This window comes from Clostridium sp. AF32-12BH (assembly GCF_003477935.1).
Classification (GTDB): Bacteria; Bacillota; Clostridia; order Lachnospirales; family Lachnospiraceae; genus Brotaphodocola.
The window spans coordinates 18,082-42,852 of the sequence record NZ_QUEH01000021.1 but is presented as its reverse complement, the minus strand read 5'-3'; the positions used below and the strand labels follow the sequence as shown (position 1 = coordinate 42,852).

The window sequence follows — 24,771 nt, the reverse complement described above, 5'->3', positions numbered from 1 at the left end:
TTCGGGTTCTATATCATAGTTACGTCTTATTTTGTCTCGTTCTTCTTCAGTTCAGCCATCTTCATTGCGCGAACCTTAAGCGGCAGTCCGAACAGGGTGATGAAGCCGTCTGCGTCGTGGTGGTCGTAAAGGTCACCGGTGGTGAAGGATGCCAGAGACTCGCTGTATAAGGAATACGGAGAAGTGGTACCAGCTTTGATGATGTTGCCCTTGTACAGTTTGAATTTTACTTCTCCGGTTACATATTCCTGGGTGGAGGTTACGAATGCCTGAATTGCCTCGCGCAGCGGGGTGAACCATTTGCCCTCGTAAACAACCTGAGCCAGCTTGTCGCCCATCTCTTTCTTAACTTCCATGGTAGCACGGTCAAGAACCAGCTCCTCTAACTGCTTGTGAGCTTCCATGAGGATGGTTCCGCCAGGAGTCTCATAAACACCACGGGATTTCATGCCGACTACACGGTTCTCTACGATATCGACGATACCGATGCCGTGCTTGCCGCCCAGCTCGTTTAATTTGCGGATGATGTCAGCAACTTTCATCTTCTCGCCATTTACGCTGGTCGGAACACCTTTTTCAAAGGTCATGGTAACGTATTCGCCCTGATCCGGTGCTTTCTCCGGGCTTACGCCGAGTACCAGAAGGTGATCGTAGTTCGGCTCATTTGCCGGATCCTCTAACTCCAGGCCCTCATGGCTGATGTGCCATAAGTTACGGTCACGGCTGTAGCTGCTGTCTGCTGCGAACGGAAGGTCGATGCCGTGCTGCTTGCAGTACTCGATCTCGTCTTCACGGGACTGCATGGTCCATACATCGGTCATACGCCATGGAGCGATGATCTTGATGTCCGGAGCCAGTGCCTTGATGCCGAGCTCGAAACGGATCTGGTCATTGCCTTTGCCGGTTGCACCGTGGCAGATAGCAACAGCGCCTTCTTTTCTTGCAATCTCAACGAGGCGTTTTGCGATAGCCGGACGGGCCATGGAAGTACCTAACAGATATTTGTTTTCATAGGTAGCGTTTGCCTGTACACACGGAACAATGTAGTTCTCAGCAAAATCATCTACCAGATCTTCGATGTATAATTTGGAAGCGCCGGAAAGCTTTGCTCTTTCCTGAAGACCCTCTAACTCACTGCCCTGACCACAGTCGATGCAGCAGCATACAACATCATAATCGAAATGCTCCTTTAACCACGGAATGATTGCGGTGGTATCCAGACCGCCAGAATATGCAAGAACAACTTTCTCTTTCATCTCAAAATCCTCCTTGAGTAGTCTATAAAAATGTATGTTTTGAATTTCCCTTGTCATGTAAGACTTCATAAATATACAACAGTTTTTCGGATTATGCAAGACTAAATTGCATATTTTTCAAAAAAAGATTGCATATTATGCAAAACAGATGTATAATTATGAAGTCTCGCAGGAACTGGTGCATCGTATTTGCAGTTACTTCAGTCCAGAAAATTCTTGTTCATGTACAGGAACACATTTTGTACATAATGAGAATATTTGGAAAAAGGTCTTTTCTTGTGATGAAAAAGTACTTATAATGAAAATCAAAAATCTTAGGAATATTTATGATTGTGAGGGTATTTGACAGTTATAAGCATCCAAAAGTGTATATTTATGAACAATAGGGAGGAACGGCTATGATTAAGGCTGGAATTATCGGAGCAACCGGCTACGCAGGAGCGGAGCTGGCCCGTTTATTACTTCAGAGAGATGATGTGGAACTGGTATGGTACGGTTCCAGAAGCTATGTCGGGGAAGATTTTGCTTCTATATATAGAAACGTTGCACACGCAGTAAGCGAGCCTTGCAAAGACGATGACATGGCAAAGCTTGCAGAGATGGCAGATGTGATCTTTACCGCAACCCCGCAGGGTTTCTGTGCATCCCAGGTGACCGAGGATATCTTATCCAAGACCAAGATCATCGATCTGAGCGCAGACTTCCGTATTAAAGATGTAGACGTTTACGAGAAATGGTACAAGATCAAACATGCAACCCCGCAGTTTATCGGGGAAGCCGTATACGGACTTCCGGAGATCAACCGTGAGAAGATCAAACACGCAAGACTGATCGCGAACCCGGGCTGCTATCCGACCTGTTCCTTCTTAAGCACGTATCCACTGGTAAAGGAAGGCATCATCGATCCGAACACCATCATCATCGATGCGAAGTCCGGTACTTCCGGTGCAGGCAGAAGCGCAAAGGTTTCCAGCCTGTTCTGTGAAGTCAACGAGAGCATGAAGGCCTATGGCGTTGCGGGACACCGTCACACCCCGGAAATCGAAGAGCAGTTATCTCATGCGGCAGGAAAGCCGGTTACCATCAGCTTTACCCCGCATCTGGTTCCGATGAACCGTGGTATTCTGGTAACTGCGTATGCATCCCTTACAAAGGAAGTAACGACAGAAGAGGTAAAGGCCATTTACGACAAGTATTATCAGCATGAATATTTCGTCCGCGTCCTGGAGCCGGGGATGGCACCGGAGACACGCTGGGTAGAGGGTAGTAACTTTGCAGACGTGTCCTTCAAACTGGATCCGAGAACTAACCGCGTGGTTATGATGGGCGCAATCGACAATATGGTAAAAGGAGCAGCCGGACAGGCCATGCAGAATATGAACCTGTTGTTCGGACTGCCGGAAAATACCGGACTGAAGCAGATCCCGGTATTCCCGTAGAATAGTAAGAGGAAAAATTGCTTCCGGCCGTTTTTCCCCGCCAAATGGAATGTGGAAATGGGAACAGCAGACGGAAACAGTCGAAAAAACAACCGGAAAAAGCAATCGGAAAGAAAGCAAACAAAAGGAAACTGGTAGTACCGGGAAAGGAAGCATCACATGGCAGGAACCATGAGTATTTTGATCCGGGAGATGACCCCGGAAGATTATGATAAAGTTTATGAACTCTGGATGAGCATTCAGGGCTTCGGAATCCGCTCCATCGACGATTCCAGGGAAGGCGTGACGCGGTTTTTGAAACGCAATCCCACCACCAGCGTGGTGGCTGAGCAGAATGGTCGCATTGTAGGCGCCATCCTTTGCGGACACGACGGACGGACCGGCTTTTTCTACCATGTGTGTGTGGCATCGGATTACCGCAAGCACGGAGTCGGACACCGCATGGTGCATTTCGCTATGAAGGCTCTTCAGGCAGAAGGCATCAACAAAGTAAGCCTGATCGCCTTTAAATCCAACGAGGTCGGCAATGAGTTCTGGCACAACGTGGGCTGGGTGGAGCGCAGCGATGTGAACTATTATGATTTCGTGCTGAATGAAGAGAATATTACCAAATTTATACAATAACAAGTGCCGGGAATCTGCAGAGTATGCAGATTCGGTATGCCAGAAGAAGACCGGAAAGAGAAAAGAAAATCGGTCAGAACATGGAGGAACATAAGATGTATACAGTAATCGAAGGCGGCGTAACCGCTGCAGCAGGATTCCAGACTGCATCAACTGCAGCAGGCATCAAATACAAGAACAGAAAAGATATGGCGCTGATCTACAGCGAGAAGCCGTGTAAGGCAGCAGGAACCTTTACCACGAATATCGTAAAGGCAGCCCCGGTCAAATGGGACCAGAAGATCGTAAAAGAGTCTGAGTACGCACAGGCGGTTGTCATCAACGCAGGCATCGCAAACGCATGTACCGGCGCAGAGGGCATGGGCTACTGCGCAGAGACTGCCGCAGCAGCTTCCGCAGCACTGAACGTTCCAGAGAGCGCTGTTTTAGTGGCATCCACCGGTGTGATCGGCATGCAGCTTCCGATGGATAAGTTAAAAGCAGGCATCACCGCCATGGCTCCGGAGCTTTCCGGCACCATCGAGAGCGGTACCGAGGCAGCCAAATCCATCATGACAACCGACACGAAGAAAAAGGAAGTTGCTGTTCAGGTTGAGATCGGCGGAAAGACCGTTACCATTGGCGGTATGTGCAAGGGCTCCGGCATGATCCACCCGAATATGTGCACCATGCTTTCCTTCGTTACCACCGACCTTGCCATTTCCAAAGAGCTGTTGCAGGAGGCACTCAGCGCCGATGTCAAGGACACCTACAACATGATCTCCGTAGACGGAGATACATCCACCAACGATACCTGCCTGCTTCTGGCAAACGGTATGGCTGGCAATGCAGAGGTCACCGAGAAGAACGCAGACTATGAGGAATTTTGCAAGGCACTCAATTACGTCAATGAGACCCTGGCAAAGAAGATGGCTGGCGACGGTGAGGGCTGTACCGCACTGTTTGAGGTAAAGGTTATCGGTGCGGAGAGCAAGGAACAGGCAGTGACCCTTTCCAAGTCCATCATCACGTCCAGCCTGACCAAGGCAGCAATCTTCGGACATGATGCAAACTGGGGACGTATCCTCTGCGCGATGGGTTATTCCGGAGCACAGTTCGACCCGGAGAGGGTGGACCTGTTCTTCGAAAGTGCAGCAGGCAGCATGCAGATCATCAAAGACGGCGTGGCACTGGACTACAGCGAGGAAGAAGCAACCAGGATCCTGTCCGAGCCGGAGGTAACCGCGATCGCTGATGTGAAGATGGGCGATGCAAGTGCAACTGCATGGGGATGCGATTTGACCTTTGACTATGTAAAGATCAACGCGGATTACCGTTCCTGATTTCTGATCAAATCGAGACAGGCAGAAGAAAAACATGCAGAGTAGAACCTGCAAAACAAAAGTGTGGAAAACAGAAGGAGCACGGACTGCGTCAGATCCTGCACAGCCCGCGGAGAGGAGACGATTATGAAAAGTTCTGAGATCACCGAGTTACAGAAAGCAGAGGTCCTCATTGAGGCCCTTCCATATATCCAGCGGTTCAACCGCAAGATCATTGTTGTCAAATACGGCGGCAGCGCCATGGTAGACGAGCAGTTAAAGCACCAGGTCATCCAGGATGTGGTACTGTTAAAGCTGGTAGGCTTTAAGCCGATCATCGTACACGGCGGAGGTAAGGAAATCAGCCGCTGGGTCAACAAGGTTGGCATGGAACCGCATTTTGTAAACGGCCTGCGCGTCACCGATGAGCCGACCATGGAAATTGCAGAGATGGTGTTAAACAAGGTAAACAAGAGCCTGGTCCAGCTGGTCAATGAGCTGGGCGTGAAGGCAGTCGGCATCAGCGGAAAAGACGGCATGCTGCTGCGCTGTGAGAAGAAGCTTTCCAAGGGCGAGGACATTGGCTTTGTAGGCGAGATCACCAAGGTAGATCCGCAGATCATCTACGATCTGTTAGAGAAGGATTTCCTCCCGATCATCTGCCCGATCGGTTCTGACGAGCACTATGCAAGCTACAACATCAACGCCGATGACGCAGCCTGCGCCATTGCCCGTGCAGTCAACGCCGAGAAGCTGGCATTCCTGACCGATGTCGAGGGCGTTTACCGCGACTTCGAGGACAAGAGCTCCCTCATTTCCGAGATGACCGTCAAAGAGGCACAGGACTTTGTAGACAGCGGAAGCCTGGGCGGCGGCATGCTTCCGAAGCTGCAGAACTGCATCGATGCGATCGAGAATGGTGTGTCCCGCGTCCATATCCTGGATGGCCGGATCGCACACTGCCTGCTTCTGGAAATCTTTACCAACCGTGGTATCGGTACCGCAATTTATAAGGATGGAGATGCGCGGTATTTCCACGAGGAGAGCAAGTAGAAAAATGAGTGTTTTTCAGCCGTGTGCAGAAAAATAGAAATAAGGCTGGCGGAGGAAAGAAAAAATTTCCAGAAAGTCAGCCTGAACTGATGAAAAAGTTGCTGGATGCATATGCTTGAACAACAGGAAAAGAAAGGATACAAAACATGGAAAAGCAGCAGTATATTGACCGTGCAGAGCACGTATTATATAAAACCTACAACCGCTTTCCGGTGGTATTTGACCACGGTGAGGGCGTGAAGCTGTACGACACAGACGGACAGGAATACCTGGATTTTGGCGCCGGAATTGCCGTTATGGGTCTGGGCTACAGCTGTGATGAAGTAAAAAACGCAGTGAAGGAGCAGATGGACAAGCTTCCGCACATCTCCAACCTGTTTTACAATGAACCGGCGATCAAAGCAGGCGAGAAGCTTCTGGCAGTTTCTGAGATGGACAAGGTATTCTTCACCAACAGCGGTACCGAGGCCATTGAGGGCGCATTGAAGATCGCAAAGCGTTACGCCTACAACAAGGGCATGGCACCGGATTATGAGATCATTGCCATGAAGCATTCCTTCCACGGAAGAAGCCTGGGTGCGCTTTCCTTAACCGGAAACGATCATTACCAGGAGCCGTTTGCCCCGCTGATCCCGAATATCAAATTCGCGCAGTTCAATGATCTGGACAGCGTCAAGGCACTGTTCTCTGATAAGACCTGCGCCGTGATCATGGAGACGATTCAGGGTGAGGGCGGTATCTACCCGGCAACAGAGGAGTTCATCAAAGGCGTACGAGCACTCTGCGATGAGCACGATGCCCTTCTTATGTTAGATGAGATCCAGTGCGGCATGGGCAGAAGCGGCGAGATGTTCGCATGGCAGGGCTACGGCGTGAAGCCGGATGTCATGACCAGTGCAAAAGCACTCGGAAACGGTGTTCCGATTGGTGCATTCCTTGCCTGCGGCAAGGCAGCAACCGCTATGGTGCCGGGCGACCATGGAACCACCTACGGCGGCAATCCGCTGGTATGTGCAGCAGCCAATGCCGTTCTTGACGTATTCAAAGAGAAGAACATTACCGGTCATGTCAAAGAAGTGGGGGCTTATCTGTGGGAGAAGCTGGAAGAGGTTGCAGCAGCGTATGACTGCGTCATCGCACACCGCGGCAAAGGCCTGATCCAGGGACTGGAGTTTAACGCTGCAGTAGGACCGGTTGTGACCAACGCGCTGTTGGAGCAGCATCTGGTACTCATCAGTGCCGGAGCCAATATCATCCGCTTTGTACCACCGCTTGTCATCGAGAAGGCAGATGTAGATGAGATGGTTGGAAAGCTGAAGACTGCGATCGAGGCAGTGGTGAAATAACAACGCTCACAGGACGCAGATTATAAAATTGTATTTTATAAGAAAAGCAACAGGGTATAAGCTTTTATGCATACCCCTGTTGCTTTTTGCATTGGTAAAAACATGCCTGGGTATGGTATAGTCAGATTACAGGAACGAGACCGGTCGCTTACTGAAGAAAAAGGAATCAGTTCTTTGGAAACAGCTACAGAAAAAGATACACTGAGCAAAGGACTTTCTGCAGAAAGCTATAAAAATCTGTTTGGAAATGCAGAAAGAAGAATGCTGTCTTCTGGTTCCGCTTTTCCCGGTGGGCGTGGGAGATCCGAAGGATTTCAATGAATATAAAATGATGAAATCACATGGAATCCGTTATGACGAGATCTTGCTTGGTATGCTGGATGAAATATCTGCACCCGGACCGTCTGGCAGCCGTATCGATCAGTGCACCCGGGCGTCCTACTTTCCTGGACTGGGAAAAAGACTACTACTGGGGCGTAAAAGACTGGAAGGAACTCTTTGGCACTGAGATTGATCTGGAGGCAATGCGAAAAGTGCCGGTTCAGATCCTGGTCGGTGGAGAAGACAGAAAACCGATCGGAGAAGAATTCTGCGGAGGCTGCAGAGTCGACCGCATGAAGTATCTCCAGAATAATTTTTTGCAGCATCAGATTGCAGCAGATCTGGAAATCATTCCGGGCATCGGCCACAGCGACGGCGGAACGGAGCGCACCAATGCGTTTTTAAGATGGCTGGATAAACAGTCATAATTCAATCCCTATTCATACCTCCTAAATGAAAAAATCCTTTCCTTGTCGGAAAAACGGCGGGGAGAGGATTTTTATGTTTCACAGAAAAATGCGTCCGGTGAAACAAAAAAACACTGCAGTTTTATTTTGCAAAAAAGATGGAATTCTGGCGAAAAGAGTTTATAATAATGCCATAAACAACGAAGAGGAGATGTGCTTATGAAAATTGCAGCGTTTGAAGTGCGGCCAGATGAAAAAGACTCGTTTGCCCGCTGGTCAAAAGAGTACCAGGTGGAGCTTTTAGAATATACGCAGGTGCCGACCCTGGAAAATGCCGGTCTTGTGGCGGGCTGTGAAGGCGTGACCATACTCGGTCAGGGAAAAATTGACCGTGCTTTGCTGGGCAAATACCGCGACCTGGGTGTGAAATACCTGTCGACCCGTACCATTGGCAGTGACCATATCGATCTGGAAGCAGCAAAAGAGCTTGGCATTCTGGTATGCAACGCCAGTTATGCTCCGGATGCCGTAGCCGATTTCACCATCATGATGATTCTGATGTGCTTAAGGCAGTATAAGCAGGCATTCTGGCGTGGCTACGTTAACGACTTTTCCCTGACAGGACTGCAGGGGAAAAATATGAGAGCCATGACGGTAGGCGTTATGGGAACCGGGCGAATCGGACAGCAGGTCATCCGTGATCTTCAGGGCTTTGGCTGCCGCATCCTGGCATACGACGTGCACCAGAACGAAGAAACCGCGAAGATGGCAGAGTATACAGATCTGGAAACATTGTACCGCGAATGCGACATCATCACGCTTCACATGCCGCTGCTTCCTTCTACCCGCCATATGATCAACCGGGAAAGCATCGCCAAAATGAAAAAAGGAGTGATCCTGGTAAACTGTGCCCGCGGCGGATTGACCGACACCGAGGCACTCATCGAAGGCATTGAATCCATGCAGATCGGTGCGCTCGGCATGGATACGACAGAAGGAGATGAAGGCATTATCCACTGTGACCGCAGAAGTGATATCATCGCAAACCGCAACTGGTTCTATCTGCACCAGTTCCGCAACGTCATCATGACCCAGCACATGGCATTCTATACCGAGCAGGCTGTAGACAGCATGGTGCAGTGCGGCGTGGAGGGACTTGTGAAGATGGCGGAAGAAGGAAGCTATAAGACCATGCTGAAATAAAGCATAGAAAACGACGAAGAGCCGGGGAACATTCCCGGCTCTTGCAGTGGAAACGGTTTATGCTTTTGGTATTGTGTTAATTTGGAAGGTCTTTTTTGCTCACTTTATTTTCCTGATAAATTCCTCCAGAGAAGAAACCGTGGCAGAAAGATGAAGCAATGAACTTAAACGTTGTGAGTCAGTTTCTTCGGAAATAGCTTGTTTGAGTTGTTCGGGAACAATATGAAAGCGAAGCTTTAAGATTTTAAATGACAGATTCGGCTTTACCCTCGGCTTTGCCCTCAGCCCTACATTCAGCTTTCCCCTCTTTTTTCTCCATAGCCCGGTATTTCTGTTCATCATATTCTGTCAAAATCACATCTACCACCTCCGCGCGATGAGAAGCCAGCAGATCTTTTAAAATGCCACGCTTAATGCAGATTTGGACAGCTGCGTCCACTGCATCTGGCATGTCAAGTCCCTGGCTTTGCTGTTTGCTAGTATACCTCCATTGTATCGTTTGTGGATTGCTCTGCAATCGTCTGTAAGGAACAGTTGGACGAGATGTCCGGTTTCTATTTTGCAAGCTAATTCATATTTACTTGACGTCTACATGAGAATAATACTACAATAAGCATAATGCCGTTAAAAAAAGGAACATCGGCATAAAGATTTTGGGAAGAAACGTTCTAAAAAGGAAGGTACGCAGGAAAAGGAGAAAAGAAAGTGAAAGCAAATACAGATTTATTTGAGAATGCCCCGGTGCCGAAGGCCGTGGCGACGATGGCGATTCCAACGATGATTTCCATGCTGGTTGTGGTTATTTACAACATGGCGGATACATTTTTCATTGGACAGACAAAAGATCCGCTACAGGTAGCAGCCGTGTCATTGGCTACGCCGGTATTTATGATTTTTATGGCACTGGGACATTTGTTTGGAATTGGCGGAAGTTCTGCAATTTCAAGAGCACTGGGAGAACGGAGAAAGGACCGTGCCTGGCACATTAGTTCCTTCTGCTGTTATGGTTCATTGGGACTGGGCGTCATTGTGGCAGCGATTTCCGTACTTTGTATGGAGAAGATATTACGCCTGATCGGTGCCAGCGCGAATACCATTGATTTTGCAAGACAGTATCTGACGATCATTGCCGTTGGTGCACCGACCATCATGTTTTCGACCGCGTTTGCAAATATTTTGCGCGGTGAAGGTGCATCCCGGGAATCCATGATCGGGAACCTGCTTGGCACGGTTGTAAATATTATTCTGGATCCGGTTATGATCCTGGTGTTTGGCTGGGGTGTCTCCGGAGCAGCACTTGCAACGGTGATCGGAAATATTGCGGCATGTCTGTTTTATATTGGCTACTATGTGCGCGGCAAATCGATGCTGTCCATTCATCTGAAAGATTTTAAAATGGGAGATGGAATCGCCATAGCGGTGGCGGCAATCGGCATCCCAGCTTCTTTGAACAACATTCTGATGAGTTTTGCGAACATCATTCTGAATCAGGCACTGGTCGGTTATGGCGATACGCCGGTTGCGGCAATGGGTGTGGCGATGAAGTCGAATATGCTGGTGGTGCTTTTGCAGATCGGACTTTGCGTGGGAATCCAGCCGTTAATCGGTTACAATTATGGTTCCGGAAATAAAAAGCGCCTGATGCAGGTGTTTAAGTTTACCGGTATTGTTTCGGTTGCTATGGGAATGCTGCTGACCCTGTTCATGCTCATTGCAAGAAAGTCCCTGATCCAGATCTTCATCAACGACGCGGAAGTCGTGGAATATGGTATCCGGATGGTCATTGCACTGCAGCTTTCCGCCCCGTTCATCGGAATTTTGTTCCTGTGCATCAATACGATCCAGGGTATGGGAAAGGCGCTGCCTTCCCTCATTCTTACGGTCTGCCGTCAGGGACTGATCTTTATTCCGCTGATTTTTATTTTAAACAATCTGTTTGGGTTGGATGGTGTGATTTATGCGCAGCCGACGGCGGATTATCTGTCGATCATGGTGGGCGTTATCATTTGCACGCATTTGTTTCGGACGATGAAGCATCAGAAAGAAGTTCTTGCCTAAGAAAATCCGCTGTACTATGCTTAGCTTAAGTATAAGAGGAGGGTGGCATGGGAAATTATCTGAATTCTGGCAATGAGCAGTTTCGCAAGATGGCCGCCTCAGAAATATATGTAGATAAAACAGGTTTGATCGAATATACGAACCGGGTGATCAATACGATGCAGAGCTATCTTTGTGTCAGCAGACCCAGACGTTTTGGAAAATCGATGGCAGCAGCCATGCTGGTGGCTTATTATAGCTGTGGCTGCAGTTCGGAAGCACTGTTTCAGCCATATGAGATTTCTGCTTCACCGGATTTCCACAAGCATTTAAACCAGTACGATACCATTTTTCTGAATGTTCAGGAGTTTTTAAGCCGGAGCAGCAATGGGATGGAAATGATTGCACGCATAAAACGGATGATTTTGCGGGAGCTGATTGAGAAGTATCCGGATGCAGATTATTTTGACCGTACGGATCTGACGGAGTCTCTGAAGGACATTTATACGGCATATCATCGCCCATTTGTGTTTATCATCGATGAATGGGATTGCATTTTCCGTGAATATAAGCAGGATAAAGAGGCTCAGGAACGGTATCTGGACTTTCTACGGGATTTACTGAAGGATAAGGTGTATGTTGCACTGGCTTATATGACAGGAATTCTGCCAATTAAGAAATCTGGGACGCATTCTGCGCTAAATATGTTTGACGAATTCTCCATGCTGGATCCGGGACCACTGGCACAGTATACCGGTTTTACAGAAGCAGAGGTCCGGAAGCTGTGCGAAAAATATCGCATGGACCTGGATGAAGTAAAGGGATGGTACGATGGGTATTCGTTTGAGCGGGAGCCATCCGTATATAGTCCGCGTTCGGTTGTGAGCTGTATGCGGTTTGGGAAACTTGAAAATTACTGGAACCAGACAGAAACCTTTGAAGCGTTGCAGGTTTATATCGATATGAATTTTGATGGTCTTCGCGATGATATTCTTAATATGATCGCGGGGAATCATGTTCCGGTTAATACAGGAAGTTTTACCAACGATATGACTACCTTCCACAGTGAAGATGATGTTTTGACCTTGCTGATTCATTTGGGGTATCTGGGCTATGACAGTGTGTCCAGGTGTGTGTTTATACCGAATTATGAAGTGCAGTCAGAGTATGTAAATGCGGTAGCAGTTTCAGATTGGGGTGAGGTATCCTTTGCGCTGAAAAATTCCGCTGAAACGCTGAAGGCTATTTGGGAAGGAAGACCTGCGCAGGTTGCGGAGGGAGTGCGGCAGGCTCATTTTGAAACGTCACATATTCAGTATAACGATGAAACTGCATTGAGTTATACGATTTCGCTGGCATTGTATGCTGCACGTAATTTTTATACGATACACAGGGAACTTGCGGGCGGAAAGGGCTTTGCAGACCTGGTCTTCATTCCCAAAAAACGATTCCTGGATAAACCGGCATTGGTTGTGGAATTAAAATGGGATAAAAACGCGGCTGGTGCAGCGAAGCAGATAAAGGACAAAGAATATTGCCGGAGTCTGGAAGACTATTCCGGGAACATCCTTCTGGTTGGAATCAATTACGATAAGAAGACGAAAAAGCATAGCTGTGTGATTGAAGCAGCTCAAAAATGAAGAAGGTATACATCATAAAAGCTCTGGCTATGTGGTCAGAGCTTTTTGCGTGCATTTAAATTAAATTTCTTTGACTGCAGCAGCCGCCTCTTTCTGAATCTCGTCGGAAAGAATGGAAGTGCAGTGCGGGCAGCGGGTTGCTGCGATCGCGATCTTGGTCTTGCAGTATGGGCATTCTTTCTCGGTTGGTGCTGCAGGCGGAGCCGGTTTTTTGTACAGCTTGTTCAGCTGACGGATGACCAGGAACACAACAAAGGCCATGATCAGGAAATTGATCAGCTGGGTTACAAACAGACCATAGGCGATGACGGAGGTCTGTTCTTTTGCTGCTTCCAGGGTTGTGTAGTGCTCGCCGTTTAAGGCGATGAACATGTTGCTGAAGTCGATTTTTCCGGTGATCAGGCTTAATGCCGGCATGACTACGTTTTCAACCAGAGAGGTGATCAGTCCGTTGAATGCGCCGCCGATGATTACAGCGACTGCCATGTCGATCATGTTGCCTTTCAGCGCGAATGCCTTGAATTCTTCCAGGATCTTTTTCATAGGTAGCCCCCCTTATGTAATTGATTAAAATAAGTATAAAATCAGAGGACAAAAATGTCAAGAAAGTGCCAGAAAATGCCAAAGGACACTTTCTTGTGGAAGGGTAAACGTAAACGATATAGACAACTATCTATAAGTGATATAGATACTATAGATAATCGGTAAAGCATTTGCTGGCAAAAATTGTGGGAAATTGTGCGAAAATTTCCCACAAAGATCAGATCATATCCAGAAACGTGCTGACTACCTTTGGCATATACCGGCTGCGCTTGTAGTAAAAGTTCACTTCCCGGGAAGCATCCTGGTGGTTGAGCTTATAGTACACCAGGTTTTCGGCGTCCGGAACATGGCGGATCAGGGTGTCGGAGCTGAAGGAGATCCCCATGCCGTGCCGGGAGAGATTGTAGGCGGTGATCTGCTGGTCCAGCTCTAAACGGATTTTGGGAAGAACGTGCGCGTTGTGGAACATCCGGTCAGCTCGTGTTCTTGTATCATTTCCACCTTTTAAAAGGAGAAAGTTTTCATTCTGGAAATGTTCCAGGGAAACCGGTGGAATACGGGAGTTAAAATGCCGGTCTTCCAGGATATCAGAAGCGGTGAGGGAATAATTTTTCATCGTCTCATTGACGGGCAGGCGGGATGGAACGGTCAGCAGCAGGTGTTCTTCACAAAAGAAACGTTTGCTGTAGACGGCAGGATCCATGTTCTGGTTGTCGATCAAAAGGTCCAGGGAGCCGGAAAACAGTTTTTCGGTCAGTTCTGCGGTGGTTGCCTCGACCAGATTTAAGTGAACCTGTGGATAGCGCTCCGTAAATCTGGAAATGAACGGCGGCAGCACATAGGAAATGAAGAGGTTGGTGCCACCGATGGAGATGGAGCCGCTTTTGATCTCCCGCATGTCATTGATATAGTTCTGAAAGCCGTTTTCCACATCCAGGATGATCTCGATGGAGCGGATATATTCTTTTCCGAGATCTGTGAGCTGAATGGGATTGGAACTGCGGTCGAAGATGGGGAAACCGATCTGGGCTTCCTCTTTTTTGACGGCAGCGCTTAACGATGGCTGGCTGATGAACAGATTGCGGGCGGCCTTCGAAAAGCTCATTTCTTTGTAAACTTCGTAAACGTAACGCATCCCCTGAAACATAACTTCCTCCTGATATAGATAAACATCTATAAAAAGTATGATTTTATAAGTATTTGAAAATAGTGTAGTGCCAAATTATACTGGTGTCAAGAACAAACAATGTCAGAACCACATAAGAGAGATTCTGCTGCGGGACACAAATGCGGGAACAAGATGGCAGAAAACGGCAGCAGCCTGCAGGGAAGCATGGAATATTTGTATGGCAGGACATTTGGACGAAAAGATACATGGGAGGATCAGGAACATGAAGGAAGAGGAAAAGAAATATCGTCTGGAGCACGATTCGATTGGAGAAAAGGAAGTGCCGGAGGATGCCTATTATGGGGTTCAGACGCTTCGTGCTTATGAGAATTTTAATATAACGGGGCTGAAAATGCATCCGGAACTGATCAACAGTGTGGCGCAGATCAAAAAGGCGGCGGCCATCACCAACTTTGAGGTGGGCGAGCTGGATAAGAAGCGGGCATCGGCCATTACCCAGGCCTGCGACGAGATCATTGCCGGAAAGCTGCACGATCAGTTTATCGTAGACCCGATCCAGGGCGGTGCCGGAACTTCTTTGAACATGAATGCAAACGAGGTCATTGCCAACCGCGCGATCGAGATCCTGGGCGGAAAGAAGGGCGATTACAAGCTGGTCAATCCGAATGACCATGTTAACTTTGGACAGTCCACCAATGACGTATTCCCGTCCTGCGGAAAGATGGCAGCGTTAAAGCTGCTTGGCAATGCGCAGGAGCAGCTGAAACGCCTGGAAGAGGCACTCATGGACAAGGCGAAAGAGTTTGATTCCGTGATCAAGATGGGCAGAACCCAGCTGCAGGATGCCGTGCCGATCCGCCTGGGACAGGAATTCCACGCGTATGCATCGGCCATCCGCCGCGATATCAGACGGTTCGACAATGCGAAGGAAGAAATCCGCTGCTTAAACCTGGGCGGTACCGCGATCGGAACCGGACTGAATGCGGATGTCCAGTATTTTCACCGCGTGGTAAAAAATATGTCCACGTTAACCGGTGAGGAGCTGGTGCAGTCCTACGACATGATCGATGCGACTCAGAACCTGGACAGCTATGCCTCCGTATCTGGCATTGTGAAAAATTGTGCCGTGAACCTGTCCAAGATGTCCAATGACCTGCGCCTGATGTCATCGGGACCGAGAACCGGTTTTGGCGAGATCAACCTTCCGGCGAGACAGAATGGTTCTTCCATCATGCCGGGCAAGATCAACCCGGTTATCCCGGAGGTGGTCAATCAGGTTGCTTTCAATATCATCGGAAACGATGTGACGATCACGATGGCAGCAGAGGCCGGACAGCTGGAACTGAATGCCTTTGAGCCGATCATTTTCTATAATTTGTTTGAATCGATCGAGACGCTGACCTACGCAGTCAAGACGTTGGTGGACAACTGTATTACCGGAATCACCGCGAACAAGGAGCACTGCCGCAAAGAGGTAGAGAACAGCATCGGTGTCATCACCGCGATCTGTCCGTATGTCGGCTATGAGACAGCAGCAAACATTGCGAAAGAAGCACTGCGCACCGGCCGTCAGGTACGAGATCTGATTCTGGAAAAGGGTCTGATGGATGCGGAACAGTTAAATACCGTGCTGAACCCATACACCATGACAGAGCCGGGAATTCTCGGAAAAGACCCGATGGAACAGCTGCGGTAGCAAGTACACGTTTCCTGATTTACTGGAATTGCAGGCACGAAGCAGAAAAAATGTGTGCAGACTTTCGAATGCAAATTTTGGAACGCCAATCCACTCACGGACTGGCGTTCTTTCTTTTCCTATGGTATAATGTGGCGAACGGCGAGGAAATCGAGTGACTTGCGTCACGAGGACGAGCGCAAGAGAGCCAAAGAGAGTAAAGGCAAAAGAACGAAAGCGAGGATTCCTTATTATGATAGAGAAAGAACGGATGGGACTGTGGCTTGAAACGCTGGCATCGAAAGCGCCGGTTCCGGGCGGCGGCGGTGCGTCTGCCCTGGGCGGTTCGGTGGCAGCAGCACTGGGACAGATGGTATCGAATCTGACAATTGGAAAAAAGAAATATGCAGACGTGGAAGAAGAGGTGCAGGAGCTGATTGGAAAGCTGCAGGCACTTCAGAATGATTTTCTGGATCTGGCAGACCAGGATGCCAGAGTCTTTGCACCGCTGGCTGCGGCTTACAGTCTTCCAGCTTCTACGGAGGAGGAAAAACAGGTAAAAGCACGCATTATGGAAGAAAACCTGCTTGCGGCAAGCCTGGTACCGCTTCAGATGATGGAAAAGGCTTTGGAAACCATAGAGATCCTGGAATTCCTCGGTGAGAAAGGCAGTCGCATGGCTGTGTCGGATGTCGGTGTGGCTGTGCAGTTTGCTAGAACGGCACTGACCGGCGCAGTTATGAACGTATACATCAATACAAAGTCTATGAAAAACCGGGAAAAGGCGGAAGAACTGAATGCAAAGGCGAAAAAACTGATCGAAGAGGGAACCAGACAGGCGGATGAGATCTATGCAAAGGTGTTTAAGCAGCTGGTTGGATAACGCAGTGTGGTTTGAAGGCTTCTGTGTATTTTAAAATAGAAAATACACAAAGGAGAAGAAGCGAGTTCCAGAATACGGAGAGAATATAAGGGAGGACATTCCATGCGAGTATTGAAAGGTGCAGAGGTTTCTGCCAAGATCAAAGAAGAAGTGCAGGCAGCGCTTGCAAACAGAGCCGGGGAGGCACCAAAACTGGCTATTGTACGGGTGGGAGAGAACCCGGATGATATGTCTTATGAGCGCGGTGCAACCAAGAAGATGGAGAACTTCGGACTGCGCGTGCAGTCTTATGTGTATCCGGCTGACATTTCGGATGCAGAATTTAAGGCAGAATTCACCAAAATCAATGAGGATTCGGATGTGACCGGTATTTTGCTGCTTCGTCCGCTGCCAAAGCAGATCTGCGAGAAGGACATTGAGCAGATGATCGATCCGAAAAAGGATCTGGATGGAATTTCACCGGTAAACATCGCGAAGGTATTTGCGGGCGACAACAGTGGCTTTGCGCCGTGCACCGCAGAGGCAGTCATTGAGGTATTGAAGGCAGCCGAGATTCCGATGACCGGAAAACGCGTGACGATCGTGGGACGCAGCATGGTAGTCGGAAAGCCACTTTCCATGTTGATGTTAAAGGAAAATGCGACTGTCACCATCTGTCACACCAGAACGAAAGACCTGGCAGGAACCTGCCGCAATGCGGAGATCCTGGTGGCAGCGGCCGGACGCGCGAAAATGTTGAACGGCGATTATGTGGGCGATGACGCAGTTGTGATCGATGTTGGCATCAACGTGGATGAAAATGGAAAACTCTGCGGAGATGTGGATTACGATACCATTTTAGAGAAAGCCCAGGCGGCAACTCCGGTACCGGGCGGTGTTGGTGCGGTGACAACGGCAGTGCTGGCGAAGCATCTCATGCGGGCAGCAGGACTCTTGTAATAAGTAGAAAGAGTTACGATCCGCGGCTGGAAAACCAGGATATGCCGGCAGATTGCGGCTGTCTGCATCGAACAACTGGTTGTCCGGTTGAAAGAGATAAAAAGACGAATCGAAAAACAATGGATAGAACGAAAGGAGAAGATTCACATGGCAAAAGTATTACTGATCAACGGAAGTGGAAACGAACATGGCTGTACTTTTACAGCACTGAGTGAGGCTGCAAAGGCATTGAACGAAGAGGGCGTGGAGACCGAGATCATCCAGCTTGGAAAAGATGCGATCCGGGACTGCATTGGCTGCGGTGCATGCGGCAAGCTGAAACGCTGCGTGTTTGAGGATGATCTGGTAAATCTGGTAGCTGCAAAGGCAAAAGATGCGGACGGATTTATCTTCGGAAGCCCGGTTTATTATGCGCATCCAAGCGGAAGAGTGCTTTCCTTCCTGGACCGCCTGTTTTATTCCGCTGGCAGTGCCTTTGCGTACAAGCCGGGTGCGGCAGTGCTTTCTGCAAGACGCGGCGGAACGACAGCATCCTTTGATGTGTTAAATAAATATTTCGGCATCACAAACATGGTAACGGTTGGTTCTCAGTACTGGAACATGGTACATGGCAACAAACCGGAAGAAGTGATGCAGGATCTCGAAGGACTGCAGACCATGCGGACCCTCGGACGCAACATGGCGTGGGTAATCAAGTGCCTGGAGGCTGGAAAGAAAGCCGGAATTACCGCACCAATCGGAAGAGAAGAGCGGGCAAGAACCAATTTCATCCGTTAGTCGTAATCTCAAATAATAAGAATGGAGTAGAAGTTACTGATCACGGGGTGCGGTTTTTTGAATTGGAAAGCTCGTTTCCGCGCATGCGTGCGTGAACAGTAGCGAGCGAAAAAATGAAAATAAGAAAAGCGAAAGCGCAGGACTTGCAGGAAATCCTGAAGTTATATGCACAGGCGCGGACCTTCATGCAGGAAACCGGAAATGGAAGCCAGTGGGGAACCACATATCCGCCTGTGGAGCAGGTAGAAGCAGATATCCGCGAAGGAAAAAGTTATGTCTGTGAGGCAGAGGGAATCCTTGCCGGAGTATTCTATTTTTCCGAAGGACCAGATCCGGATTACGCAAAGATCTATGAGGGAAGCTGGATCGGGAATGAAAACTATCATGTCATGCACCGCGTGGCAGCACCGGGGCGGGTAAAAGGAGCCGGATCTTTTTGCATCCGCTGGTGCGCGAAGCACAGCGGCGGGGATTTGCGGATCGACACGCACAGAAATAATCTTCCGATGCAGCATGTGCTGGAAAAAAACGGATTCCAGAGATGCGGGATCATTCACCTCGCAAACGGGGATGAGCGGATCGCGTATGAATTTCTGGAAAATTCCAGGCGCACCGGGGCAGAATAAATCCATGGACCGATGAAGAAGGGTGAAATTGCAGCAGGCGACAAAATTAAGGAAAATTGGTGCATAATTTTGTCGGAAGCGGTAGCTTTCTGTGGACAAACATGCTAAGATGGAGACACGGTATCCGTGCGGTTTACGGTGTCAGTACATGCCTTTTTGAAAGGGTGTGGTGACCGAAAACAATGCAGCAGGGTGCTGCACATGGAATCGTGTGAAGCATTCTCGGAAAATGGGAAAGATACCGGAGAGGAGGAAACAATTATGAGCAGAGTCATTACCATAAGCCGTGAGTTTGGCAGCGGTGGACGTGAGGTGGGGTTCCGTCTGGCAGAAAAACTTGGCATCCCGTTTTACGATAAAGAAATCATTTCTATGGCAGCAGAGGACAGCAATATTTCCGAAGAAGTCTTCCACAGCCACGACGAAGTCATTGGAAACAAGGAGCGGATCGATCACGATTATGTATCCGTGAATCCGTTTTCTCCTTTATATGAAGTTCCGGTATCGGACCAGGTATTTATGGCCCAGTCCCAGATCATCAAAAAACTGGCGCAGGAAGGCCCTTGCGTGATCATTGGCCGTTGCTCCGATATTCTGGTGGAGGACGGCTTCCATGTGTTCATCTGTGCTGGCATGAAAAAACGTGTGGAGCGTATGTTAGCATTAGAGCCGCAGGAAAGCGCCAAGAAGATGGAAAACCGTATGCGCCAGATTGACCAGAAGCGCCGCGATTACTACCAGTATTACAGCGGAAATGAGTGGGGCAACCCGAGAAACTATCATCTGAGCTTAAACAGCGGAAAGCTTGGAATCGAGCGTTGTGTCGATATCATTATGGAGAGTCTGAAGCTGTATGAACAGTAATCAGGGCTCGAACGAATTAAATCATACGGATTCAAAGAAGAATCAGGCATTTGCGGTCAGCATGACAGAAGGGTCTCTCTGGAAGAATATCTTTCTGTTCAGCTGCCCGCTGATTTTTTCCCAGCTTTTAGAGGTCATGTTCAACCTAAGCGATGTGGCTGTGGTGGGCCGCTTCGCGGATTACCGGGCGCTGGGATCGGTTGGGTCGACCAGCCTTCTGGTCACGCTGTTTACCGGATTTCTGATCGGCATGGGAAGCGGAGTCAATGTCCGCGTGGCCCACAGCCTGGGAGCCGGAAACCAGAGGGAAACGCAGGAAACGATCCATACCTCCTGCCTGATCTGTCTTCTGACCGGACTTTTGATCTGCATCATCGGGCTGACCTGTTCGAAAACATTTCTTATCATGTTAAATACAAAGGAAGAACTGCTGGATGGTGCCGTGAACTATTTGCGGATCTATTCCCTTGGTATGCCTGCGCTGGGACTTTACAATTTCGGCAACGGCGTGATGAGTGCCAGAGGGGACACAAAACGTCCGCTGGTATACCTGTTTATTGCAGGAATCCTGAATGTGATTATGAACCTGGTCTTTGTCATCGGGTTTCATATGGCGGCAGAAGGCGTGGCGATTGCCAGTATTATGGCGCAGTATCTGTCAGCGGGACTGATCCTGCATCACCTGTGGTGCCGGAGAGATGTCTGCAGGCTGCAAATCAGCAAACTCCGCTACCACAAGGTGGCTGGACAGGCTGTTTTAATGCTTGGAATCCCGGGCGGTCTGCAGCAGGCCATTTTTGCGATCGCGAATCTGTTTGTGCAGGCAGGCGTGAATTCGTTTGATGCAGTTACCGTATCCGGAAACGCGGCGGCCGCAAACACAGACCCTTTGGTCTACAATTCCATGTTTGCTTTTTATACTGCCTGTGCCAGCTTTATGAGCCGGAACCTCGGCGCAGGAAAGAAAGACCGGGTATTAAAAAGCTATTTTATCTGCCTGACCTATGCTTTTGCGATCGGAGCAGCATTTGGCATTCTGTTCCTTGTGTTCGGGCATGAATTCTTATCACTGTTTGCAACGGAAGAAGCCGTCATCCACGCAGGTCGGGAACGTCTCTATGTCATGAGCTTTTCCTATGCGATTTCCGCATTCATGGACTGTTCCATTGCGGCATCCCGCGGAATCGGAAAGAGTATCCCGCCGACGATCATTGTGATTCTGGGATCCTGTGTGTTCCGTGTGATCTGGGTATTTACGATCTTCGCCCATTTCCATACGCTTACTTCACTGTATCTTTTGTATTTCTTTTCCTGGGCAATCACGGGAGTGGCAGAGGTGCTGTACTTCTGGAGAAGTTACAGGAAGCTAGTATAATTCAACCAGAATACAAAAAATGGAATCGAAAAAATGGAATCGAAGCTGGATGCTGTATCTGGCTTCGATTCCATTTTGTTGTTATGCTGAGGTTTTACGGATACGGTTCAGAACCAGGATTTTTCTGAATCAGCGGATGCCTGCAGTTTACCTTGCATGCTCCCGCATCAGCGCGATTTCCGCCGCATACCCATCCAGCTCATTCGGTGTTTCCAGATAAAACGGCAGATCTTTCAGAGCCGGATGCTGCACCACGCGGATCAGCGCATCTTTTCCGATGCAGCCTTCCCCGATCTTTGCGTGGCGGTCTTTGTGGGCACCAAGGGGATTTAAGCTGTCGTTTAAGTGGATGGCGCGAAGCCGGTTCAGACCGATGATCCGGTCGAATTCGGCGAGAACTTCATCCAGATGGTTTGCAATATCGTAGCCGCCGTCCCAGATATGGCAGGTGTCCAGGCAGATGCCCAGATGGCTGTTTAATTCCACACGGTCGATGATCTCGCGCAGTTCTTCAAAACGCCCGCCGACTTCGCTTCCTTTTCCAGCCATGGTTTCCAGTAAAACCGTGGTGGTCTGTTCCGGCTTTAAAATAGCATTTAGCATTTCAGCAATGTAGGCGATGCCGACTTCCATCCCCTGTTTGACATGGCTTCCGGGATGAAAGTTGTAGCAGCTGCCCGGGGTGTATTCCATGCGCACGAGGTCATCGGCCATGGTGCGGCGGGCAAAGTCGCGGAGCCCTTCGTCGGCAGAAGCAGCATTTAAGGTATAAGGGGCATGTGCCAGAATCTGGTGGATTCTGTGTTCCTTTGCGAAGGCAAGAAACTGTGCGACATCTTCCGGGTCAATGTCCTTCGCTTTCCCGCCGCGGGGATTGCGGGTGAAAAACTGGAAGGTGTTGGCGTTGATTTTAACGGCATCCTTTCCCATGGCAAGGTAGCCGCGGGAGGAGGAAAGATGACATCCGATGGTAAGCATGATGGTGAACTCCTTTAATTTGAACTTTATTTGTGACTTTTTTAATCATAGAGGATGTGCGGGGAATTGTAAAGTTAGTCGAGACTTTTTAAATAAACTGTGGTAGAATAAGCCTAATCTTTTATGAAAAATATGAGATGGCACAAAATGTAATGGAAAATGTTTCAGGCGGTTGTGAAGCCTGGATATGTGCCGGAGTTACGGAGGAGAATGATTATGAAATTTGCAAATAGAATGAACCGGTTTGGAGAGGGCGTCTTCTCCAGACTTGCCGAGATGAAACGCCAGAGACTGGAAGCCGGGGAGAGTGTGCTGGATTTAAGCATCGGTGCGCCGAACATTCCGCCGGCGAAGCATATTCTCGACGTGCTCTGCAAAGAGGCAGCCGATAAAAACAATTATATTTACGCGATCAATGACCAGAAAGATCTGCTGCAGGCGGTTTCCGGCTGGTATGAGCGCCGTTATGGTGTAGCGCTGGACCCGGACACGGAGATCTGTTCCCTGCTTGGTTCCCAGGAGGGACTGGCTCACATCGCCATGTCTATCGTGGATGAGGGTGACCTGGTTTTGGTTCCGGATCCGTGCTATCCGGTATTTGCAGATGGTCCGCGTCTGGCCGGGGCAGAGCTTTACTATATGCCGCAGAAAAAGGAAAATGGCTATGTGATCCGCCTTTCCGATATCCCGGAGGATGTGGCACAGCGTGCAAAATTTATGATCGTTTCTTATCCGAATAACCCGACTGCTGTGATGGCACCGGATTCCTTCTATGAAGAACTGGTCGCATTTGCAAAGAAATACGATATCACTGTCCTTCACGACAATGCCTACAGTGAACTGGTATTTGATGGAAAACATTGCGGAAGCTTCCTTCGTTTTCCGGGGGCAAAAGAGGTTGGTGTCGAGTTTAATTCCCTCTCAAAAACTTACGGTCTTGCTGGCGCGCGAATCGGCTTCTGCGTGGGCAATCCGGAGGTCGTGAAGCATTTAAAACTTCTCAAATCCAATATGGATTACGGCATGTTTCTGCCGATCCAGAAGGCAGCGATTGCAGCGATCACCGGCGACCAGGCCTGCGTTAAGACGACCCGTGCAGCTTACGAGAAACGCCGTGATGTGCTCTGCGATGGCTTAAATGCCATCGGCTGGAAGATTCCAAAGCCGGAGGCAACGATGTTTGTGTGGGCACCGATCCCGGAAACCTTTACAAATTCAGAAGAATTTGCGGTGGAACTGGTAAAGCGAAGCGGAGTGCTTGTCACACCGGGCAGCGCATTCGGACCATCCGGAGAAGGCTATGTGCGCATGGCACTCGTCCAGAATGAGCCGGAGTTAAAGAAGGGCATCACAGCGATTGAGGCGTGCGGGATTCTGAAATAAGTTTGATTAAAAAGCAGCAGGCCACGAAATGCCGCCATTCGGCGGCATTTCTGGGTCTGCTGATGTGATTTTATCTGATTAAGGAGCGCTTATGAGTCAAAATTACAAAATGATCATACAATATGAAGGCACCCGGTACGATGGCTGGCAGAAGCAGGGCAACACCGAAAATACGATCCAGGGGAAGCTGGAAAAGATGCTGGAGCGCATGACGGGATTTTCTGTGGAAGTGCATGGCTCCGGACGTACGGATGCCGGTGTGCATGCGATGGGACAGGTGGCAAACTTTCACCTGCCGGATAGCTGGAAACCGGAGGGAAGCCAGAATCAGAATGGCGGACCGAATCAGGAAAAAAACCAGAAAAATGACTGGCACAAAAACGGGGCTCACGATCGGAAACAGTTCGCTGTGGCAGACTGGATCCGTGATTACTGTAACCAGTATCTTCCAGACGATATCGCCGTAACCGAGTTGACACCGGCACCGGAGCGTTTCCACGCCCGCTTGAGTGCGGTGAAGAAAATCTACACCTATCAGATCGAAACCGGGGCAAAGCGCGATGTATTTTCCCGCCGGACCTGTTATGGACTTGGCCAGCCACTGGATGTAAATGCGATGCAGAAAGCGGCGGGGCTTCTTTGCGGAACCCACGATTACAGGAGCTTTTGTGGAAATAAGAAGATGAAAAAATCTACCGTGCGGACCATTTACCGGATTGACGTAAAGCAGGATGCGGGCAGCAGTCTGGTGAAGCTGGAATTTGAAGGAACTGGATTTTTGCAGAATATGGTACGCATTCTGACTGGAACCCTGATCGAGGCAGGGCTTGGAAAACGGGATGCAGGCTCGATGCCGGAGATCCTTGCGGCACTGAACCGGCAGGCTGCTGGTTATACGGCGCCGGCGGAAGGTCTCTGTCTGCAGAAGGTATTTTATGAGTAAAGGCTTGTGAGGAAGGTATGGCGTTGAAA

At 49.1% G+C, this 24,771-nt stretch carries 23 protein-coding genes; 18 read left to right on the top strand and 5 right to left on the bottom strand.

The genetic code is table 11. From position 1 onward, the window contains the following. Window positions 1-26: 26 nt before the first annotated feature. Window positions 27-1,256, bottom strand: a complete 1,230-nt coding sequence (locus tag DWZ40_RS17200; RefSeq protein WP_118544088.1) for an argininosuccinate synthase — start codon at window positions 1,254-1,256, stop codon at window positions 27-29. 398 nt (window positions 1,257-1,654) lie between these two features. On the opposite strand from DWZ40_RS17200, the gene argC reads away from it, so the two are divergent. From argC to DWZ40_RS17165, 7 genes are all read left to right on the top strand, one after another. Next, entirely contained in the window at window positions 1,655-2,695 is a 1,041-nt protein-coding gene (argC, locus tag DWZ40_RS17195; RefSeq protein WP_118544087.1) for an N-acetyl-gamma-glutamyl-phosphate reductase, read from the top strand. A 159-nt stretch (window positions 2,696-2,854) separates the two neighbouring features. Further along, entirely contained in the window at window positions 2,855-3,319 is a 465-nt protein-coding gene (locus DWZ40_RS17190) for a GNAT family N-acetyltransferase (protein WP_118544086.1), read from the top strand. 95 nt (window positions 3,320-3,414) lie between these two features. After that, entirely contained in the window at window positions 3,415-4,641 is a 1,227-nt protein-coding gene (gene argJ, locus DWZ40_RS17185; RefSeq protein ID WP_118544106.1) for a bifunctional glutamate N-acetyltransferase/amino-acid acetyltransferase ArgJ, read from the top strand. A gap of 126 nt (window positions 4,642-4,767) precedes the next feature. Then, complete coding sequence (argB, locus tag DWZ40_RS17180) at window positions 4,768-5,673, top strand: acetylglutamate kinase (protein WP_118544085.1); 906 nt, start codon at window positions 4,768-4,770, stop codon at window positions 5,671-5,673. A 146-nt stretch (window positions 5,674-5,819) separates the two neighbouring features. Then, window positions 5,820-7,019: an aspartate aminotransferase family protein gene (locus tag DWZ40_RS17175; RefSeq protein WP_118544084.1), complete on the top strand. Its 1,200-nt coding sequence runs from the start codon at window positions 5,820-5,822 to the stop codon at window positions 7,017-7,019. Window positions 7,020-7,399: 380 nt separating this feature from the next. Beyond that, window positions 7,400-7,768, top strand: coding sequence for a hypothetical protein (locus DWZ40_RS17170; protein ID WP_147354206.1), 369 nt, complete (start codon window positions 7,400-7,402; stop codon window positions 7,766-7,768). A gap of 198 nt (window positions 7,769-7,966) precedes the next feature. Beyond that, entirely contained in the window at window positions 7,967-8,950 is a 984-nt protein-coding gene (locus tag DWZ40_RS17165) for a D-isomer specific 2-hydroxyacid dehydrogenase family protein (protein WP_118544082.1), read from the top strand. A 244-nt stretch (window positions 8,951-9,194) separates the two neighbouring features. Here the strand turns inward: DWZ40_RS17165 and DWZ40_RS17160 are convergent, their stop codons facing one another. After that, window positions 9,195-9,401, bottom strand: a complete 207-nt coding sequence (locus DWZ40_RS17160; protein WP_118544081.1) for a hypothetical protein — start codon at window positions 9,399-9,401, stop codon at window positions 9,195-9,197. Between the two features lie 254 nt (window positions 9,402-9,655). Here DWZ40_RS17160 and DWZ40_RS17155 point away from each other — a divergent pair, with 254 nt between their 5' ends. Then, window positions 9,656-11,008 (top strand): MATE family efflux transporter, encoded by a 1,353-nt coding sequence (locus DWZ40_RS17155; protein WP_118544080.1) that lies wholly within the window; start codon window positions 9,656-9,658, stop codon window positions 11,006-11,008. 47 nt (window positions 11,009-11,055) lie between these two features. Then, a complete protein-coding gene (locus DWZ40_RS17150; RefSeq protein WP_118544079.1) occupies window positions 11,056-12,627 on the top strand; it encodes an AAA family ATPase in 1,572 nt (523 codons plus the stop codon). 60 nt (window positions 12,628-12,687) lie between these two features. Here the strand turns inward: DWZ40_RS17150 and mscL are convergent, their stop codons facing one another. Continuing rightward, window positions 12,688-13,161, bottom strand: coding sequence for a large conductance mechanosensitive channel protein MscL (mscL, locus tag DWZ40_RS17145; protein ID WP_347560121.1), 474 nt, complete (start codon window positions 13,159-13,161; stop codon window positions 12,688-12,690). A gap of 226 nt (window positions 13,162-13,387) precedes the next feature. After that, complete coding sequence (locus DWZ40_RS17140) at window positions 13,388-14,317, bottom strand: LysR family transcriptional regulator (protein ID WP_118544077.1); 930 nt, start codon at window positions 14,315-14,317, stop codon at window positions 13,388-13,390. A 244-nt stretch (window positions 14,318-14,561) separates the two neighbouring features. Here DWZ40_RS17140 and DWZ40_RS17135 point away from each other — a divergent pair, with 244 nt between their 5' ends. The 7 genes from DWZ40_RS17135 to DWZ40_RS17105 all read left to right on the top strand — a co-directional run bounded on the left by DWZ40_RS17135 (window position 14,562) and on the right by DWZ40_RS17105 (window position 21,438). After that, complete coding sequence (locus tag DWZ40_RS17135; protein ID WP_118544076.1) at window positions 14,562-15,995, top strand: aspartate ammonia-lyase; 1,434 nt, start codon at window positions 14,562-14,564, stop codon at window positions 15,993-15,995. Between the two features lie 232 nt (window positions 15,996-16,227). Continuing rightward, on the top strand, window positions 16,228-16,857 hold the full coding sequence (locus DWZ40_RS17130; protein ID WP_118544075.1) for a cyclodeaminase/cyclohydrolase family protein: 630 nt from the start codon (window positions 16,228-16,230) through the stop codon (window positions 16,855-16,857). A 102-nt stretch (window positions 16,858-16,959) separates the two neighbouring features. Further along, the gene (locus DWZ40_RS17125; RefSeq protein ID WP_118544074.1) at window positions 16,960-17,796 is read left to right on the top strand and encodes a bifunctional 5,10-methylenetetrahydrofolate dehydrogenase/5,10-methenyltetrahydrofolate cyclohydrolase; all 837 of its coding nucleotides are present in this window, start codon (window positions 16,960-16,962) and stop codon (window positions 17,794-17,796) included. A 147-nt stretch (window positions 17,797-17,943) separates the two neighbouring features. Beyond that, window positions 17,944-18,573 carry a flavodoxin family protein gene (locus DWZ40_RS17120; RefSeq protein WP_118544073.1) on the top strand — a complete coding sequence of 210 codons (630 nt, stop codon included), beginning with the start codon at window positions 17,944-17,946 and terminating at the stop codon, window positions 18,571-18,573. A gap of 113 nt (window positions 18,574-18,686) precedes the next feature. Beyond that, window positions 18,687-19,199 carry a GNAT family N-acetyltransferase gene (locus tag DWZ40_RS17115; protein WP_118544072.1) on the top strand — a complete coding sequence of 171 codons (513 nt, stop codon included), beginning with the start codon at window positions 18,687-18,689 and terminating at the stop codon, window positions 19,197-19,199. Window positions 19,200-19,460: 261 nt separating this feature from the next. Continuing rightward, entirely contained in the window at window positions 19,461-20,063 is a 603-nt protein-coding gene (locus DWZ40_RS17110) for a cytidylate kinase-like family protein (protein WP_118544105.1), read from the top strand. Next, the gene (locus DWZ40_RS17105; RefSeq protein WP_118544071.1) at window positions 20,053-21,438 is read left to right on the top strand and encodes an MATE family efflux transporter; all 1,386 of its coding nucleotides are present in this window, start codon (window positions 20,053-20,055) and stop codon (window positions 21,436-21,438) included. Before DWZ40_RS17110 ends, DWZ40_RS17105 begins: the two co-directional genes overlap by 11 nt. Before the next feature lie 147 nt (window positions 21,439-21,585). Here DWZ40_RS17105 and DWZ40_RS17100 read toward each other — a convergent pair whose 3' ends face one another. Next, window positions 21,586-22,416 carry a deoxyribonuclease IV gene (locus DWZ40_RS17100; RefSeq protein WP_118544070.1) on the bottom strand — a complete coding sequence of 277 codons (831 nt, stop codon included), beginning with the start codon at window positions 22,414-22,416 and terminating at the stop codon, window positions 21,586-21,588. 216 nt (window positions 22,417-22,632) lie between these two features. Between DWZ40_RS17100 and DWZ40_RS17095 the strand changes: the two genes are divergently transcribed. Together DWZ40_RS17095 and truA are read left to right on the top strand one after the other, a co-directional pair. Then, entirely contained in the window at window positions 22,633-23,799 is a 1,167-nt protein-coding gene (locus DWZ40_RS17095; protein ID WP_118544069.1) for an aminotransferase class I/II-fold pyridoxal phosphate-dependent enzyme, read from the top strand. Window positions 23,800-23,890: 91 nt separating this feature from the next. Beyond that, complete coding sequence (gene truA, locus DWZ40_RS17090; protein ID WP_118544068.1) at window positions 23,891-24,742, top strand: tRNA pseudouridine(38-40) synthase TruA; 852 nt, start codon at window positions 23,891-23,893, stop codon at window positions 24,740-24,742. The last annotated feature ends 29 nt before the right edge of the window (window positions 24,743-24,771 follow it).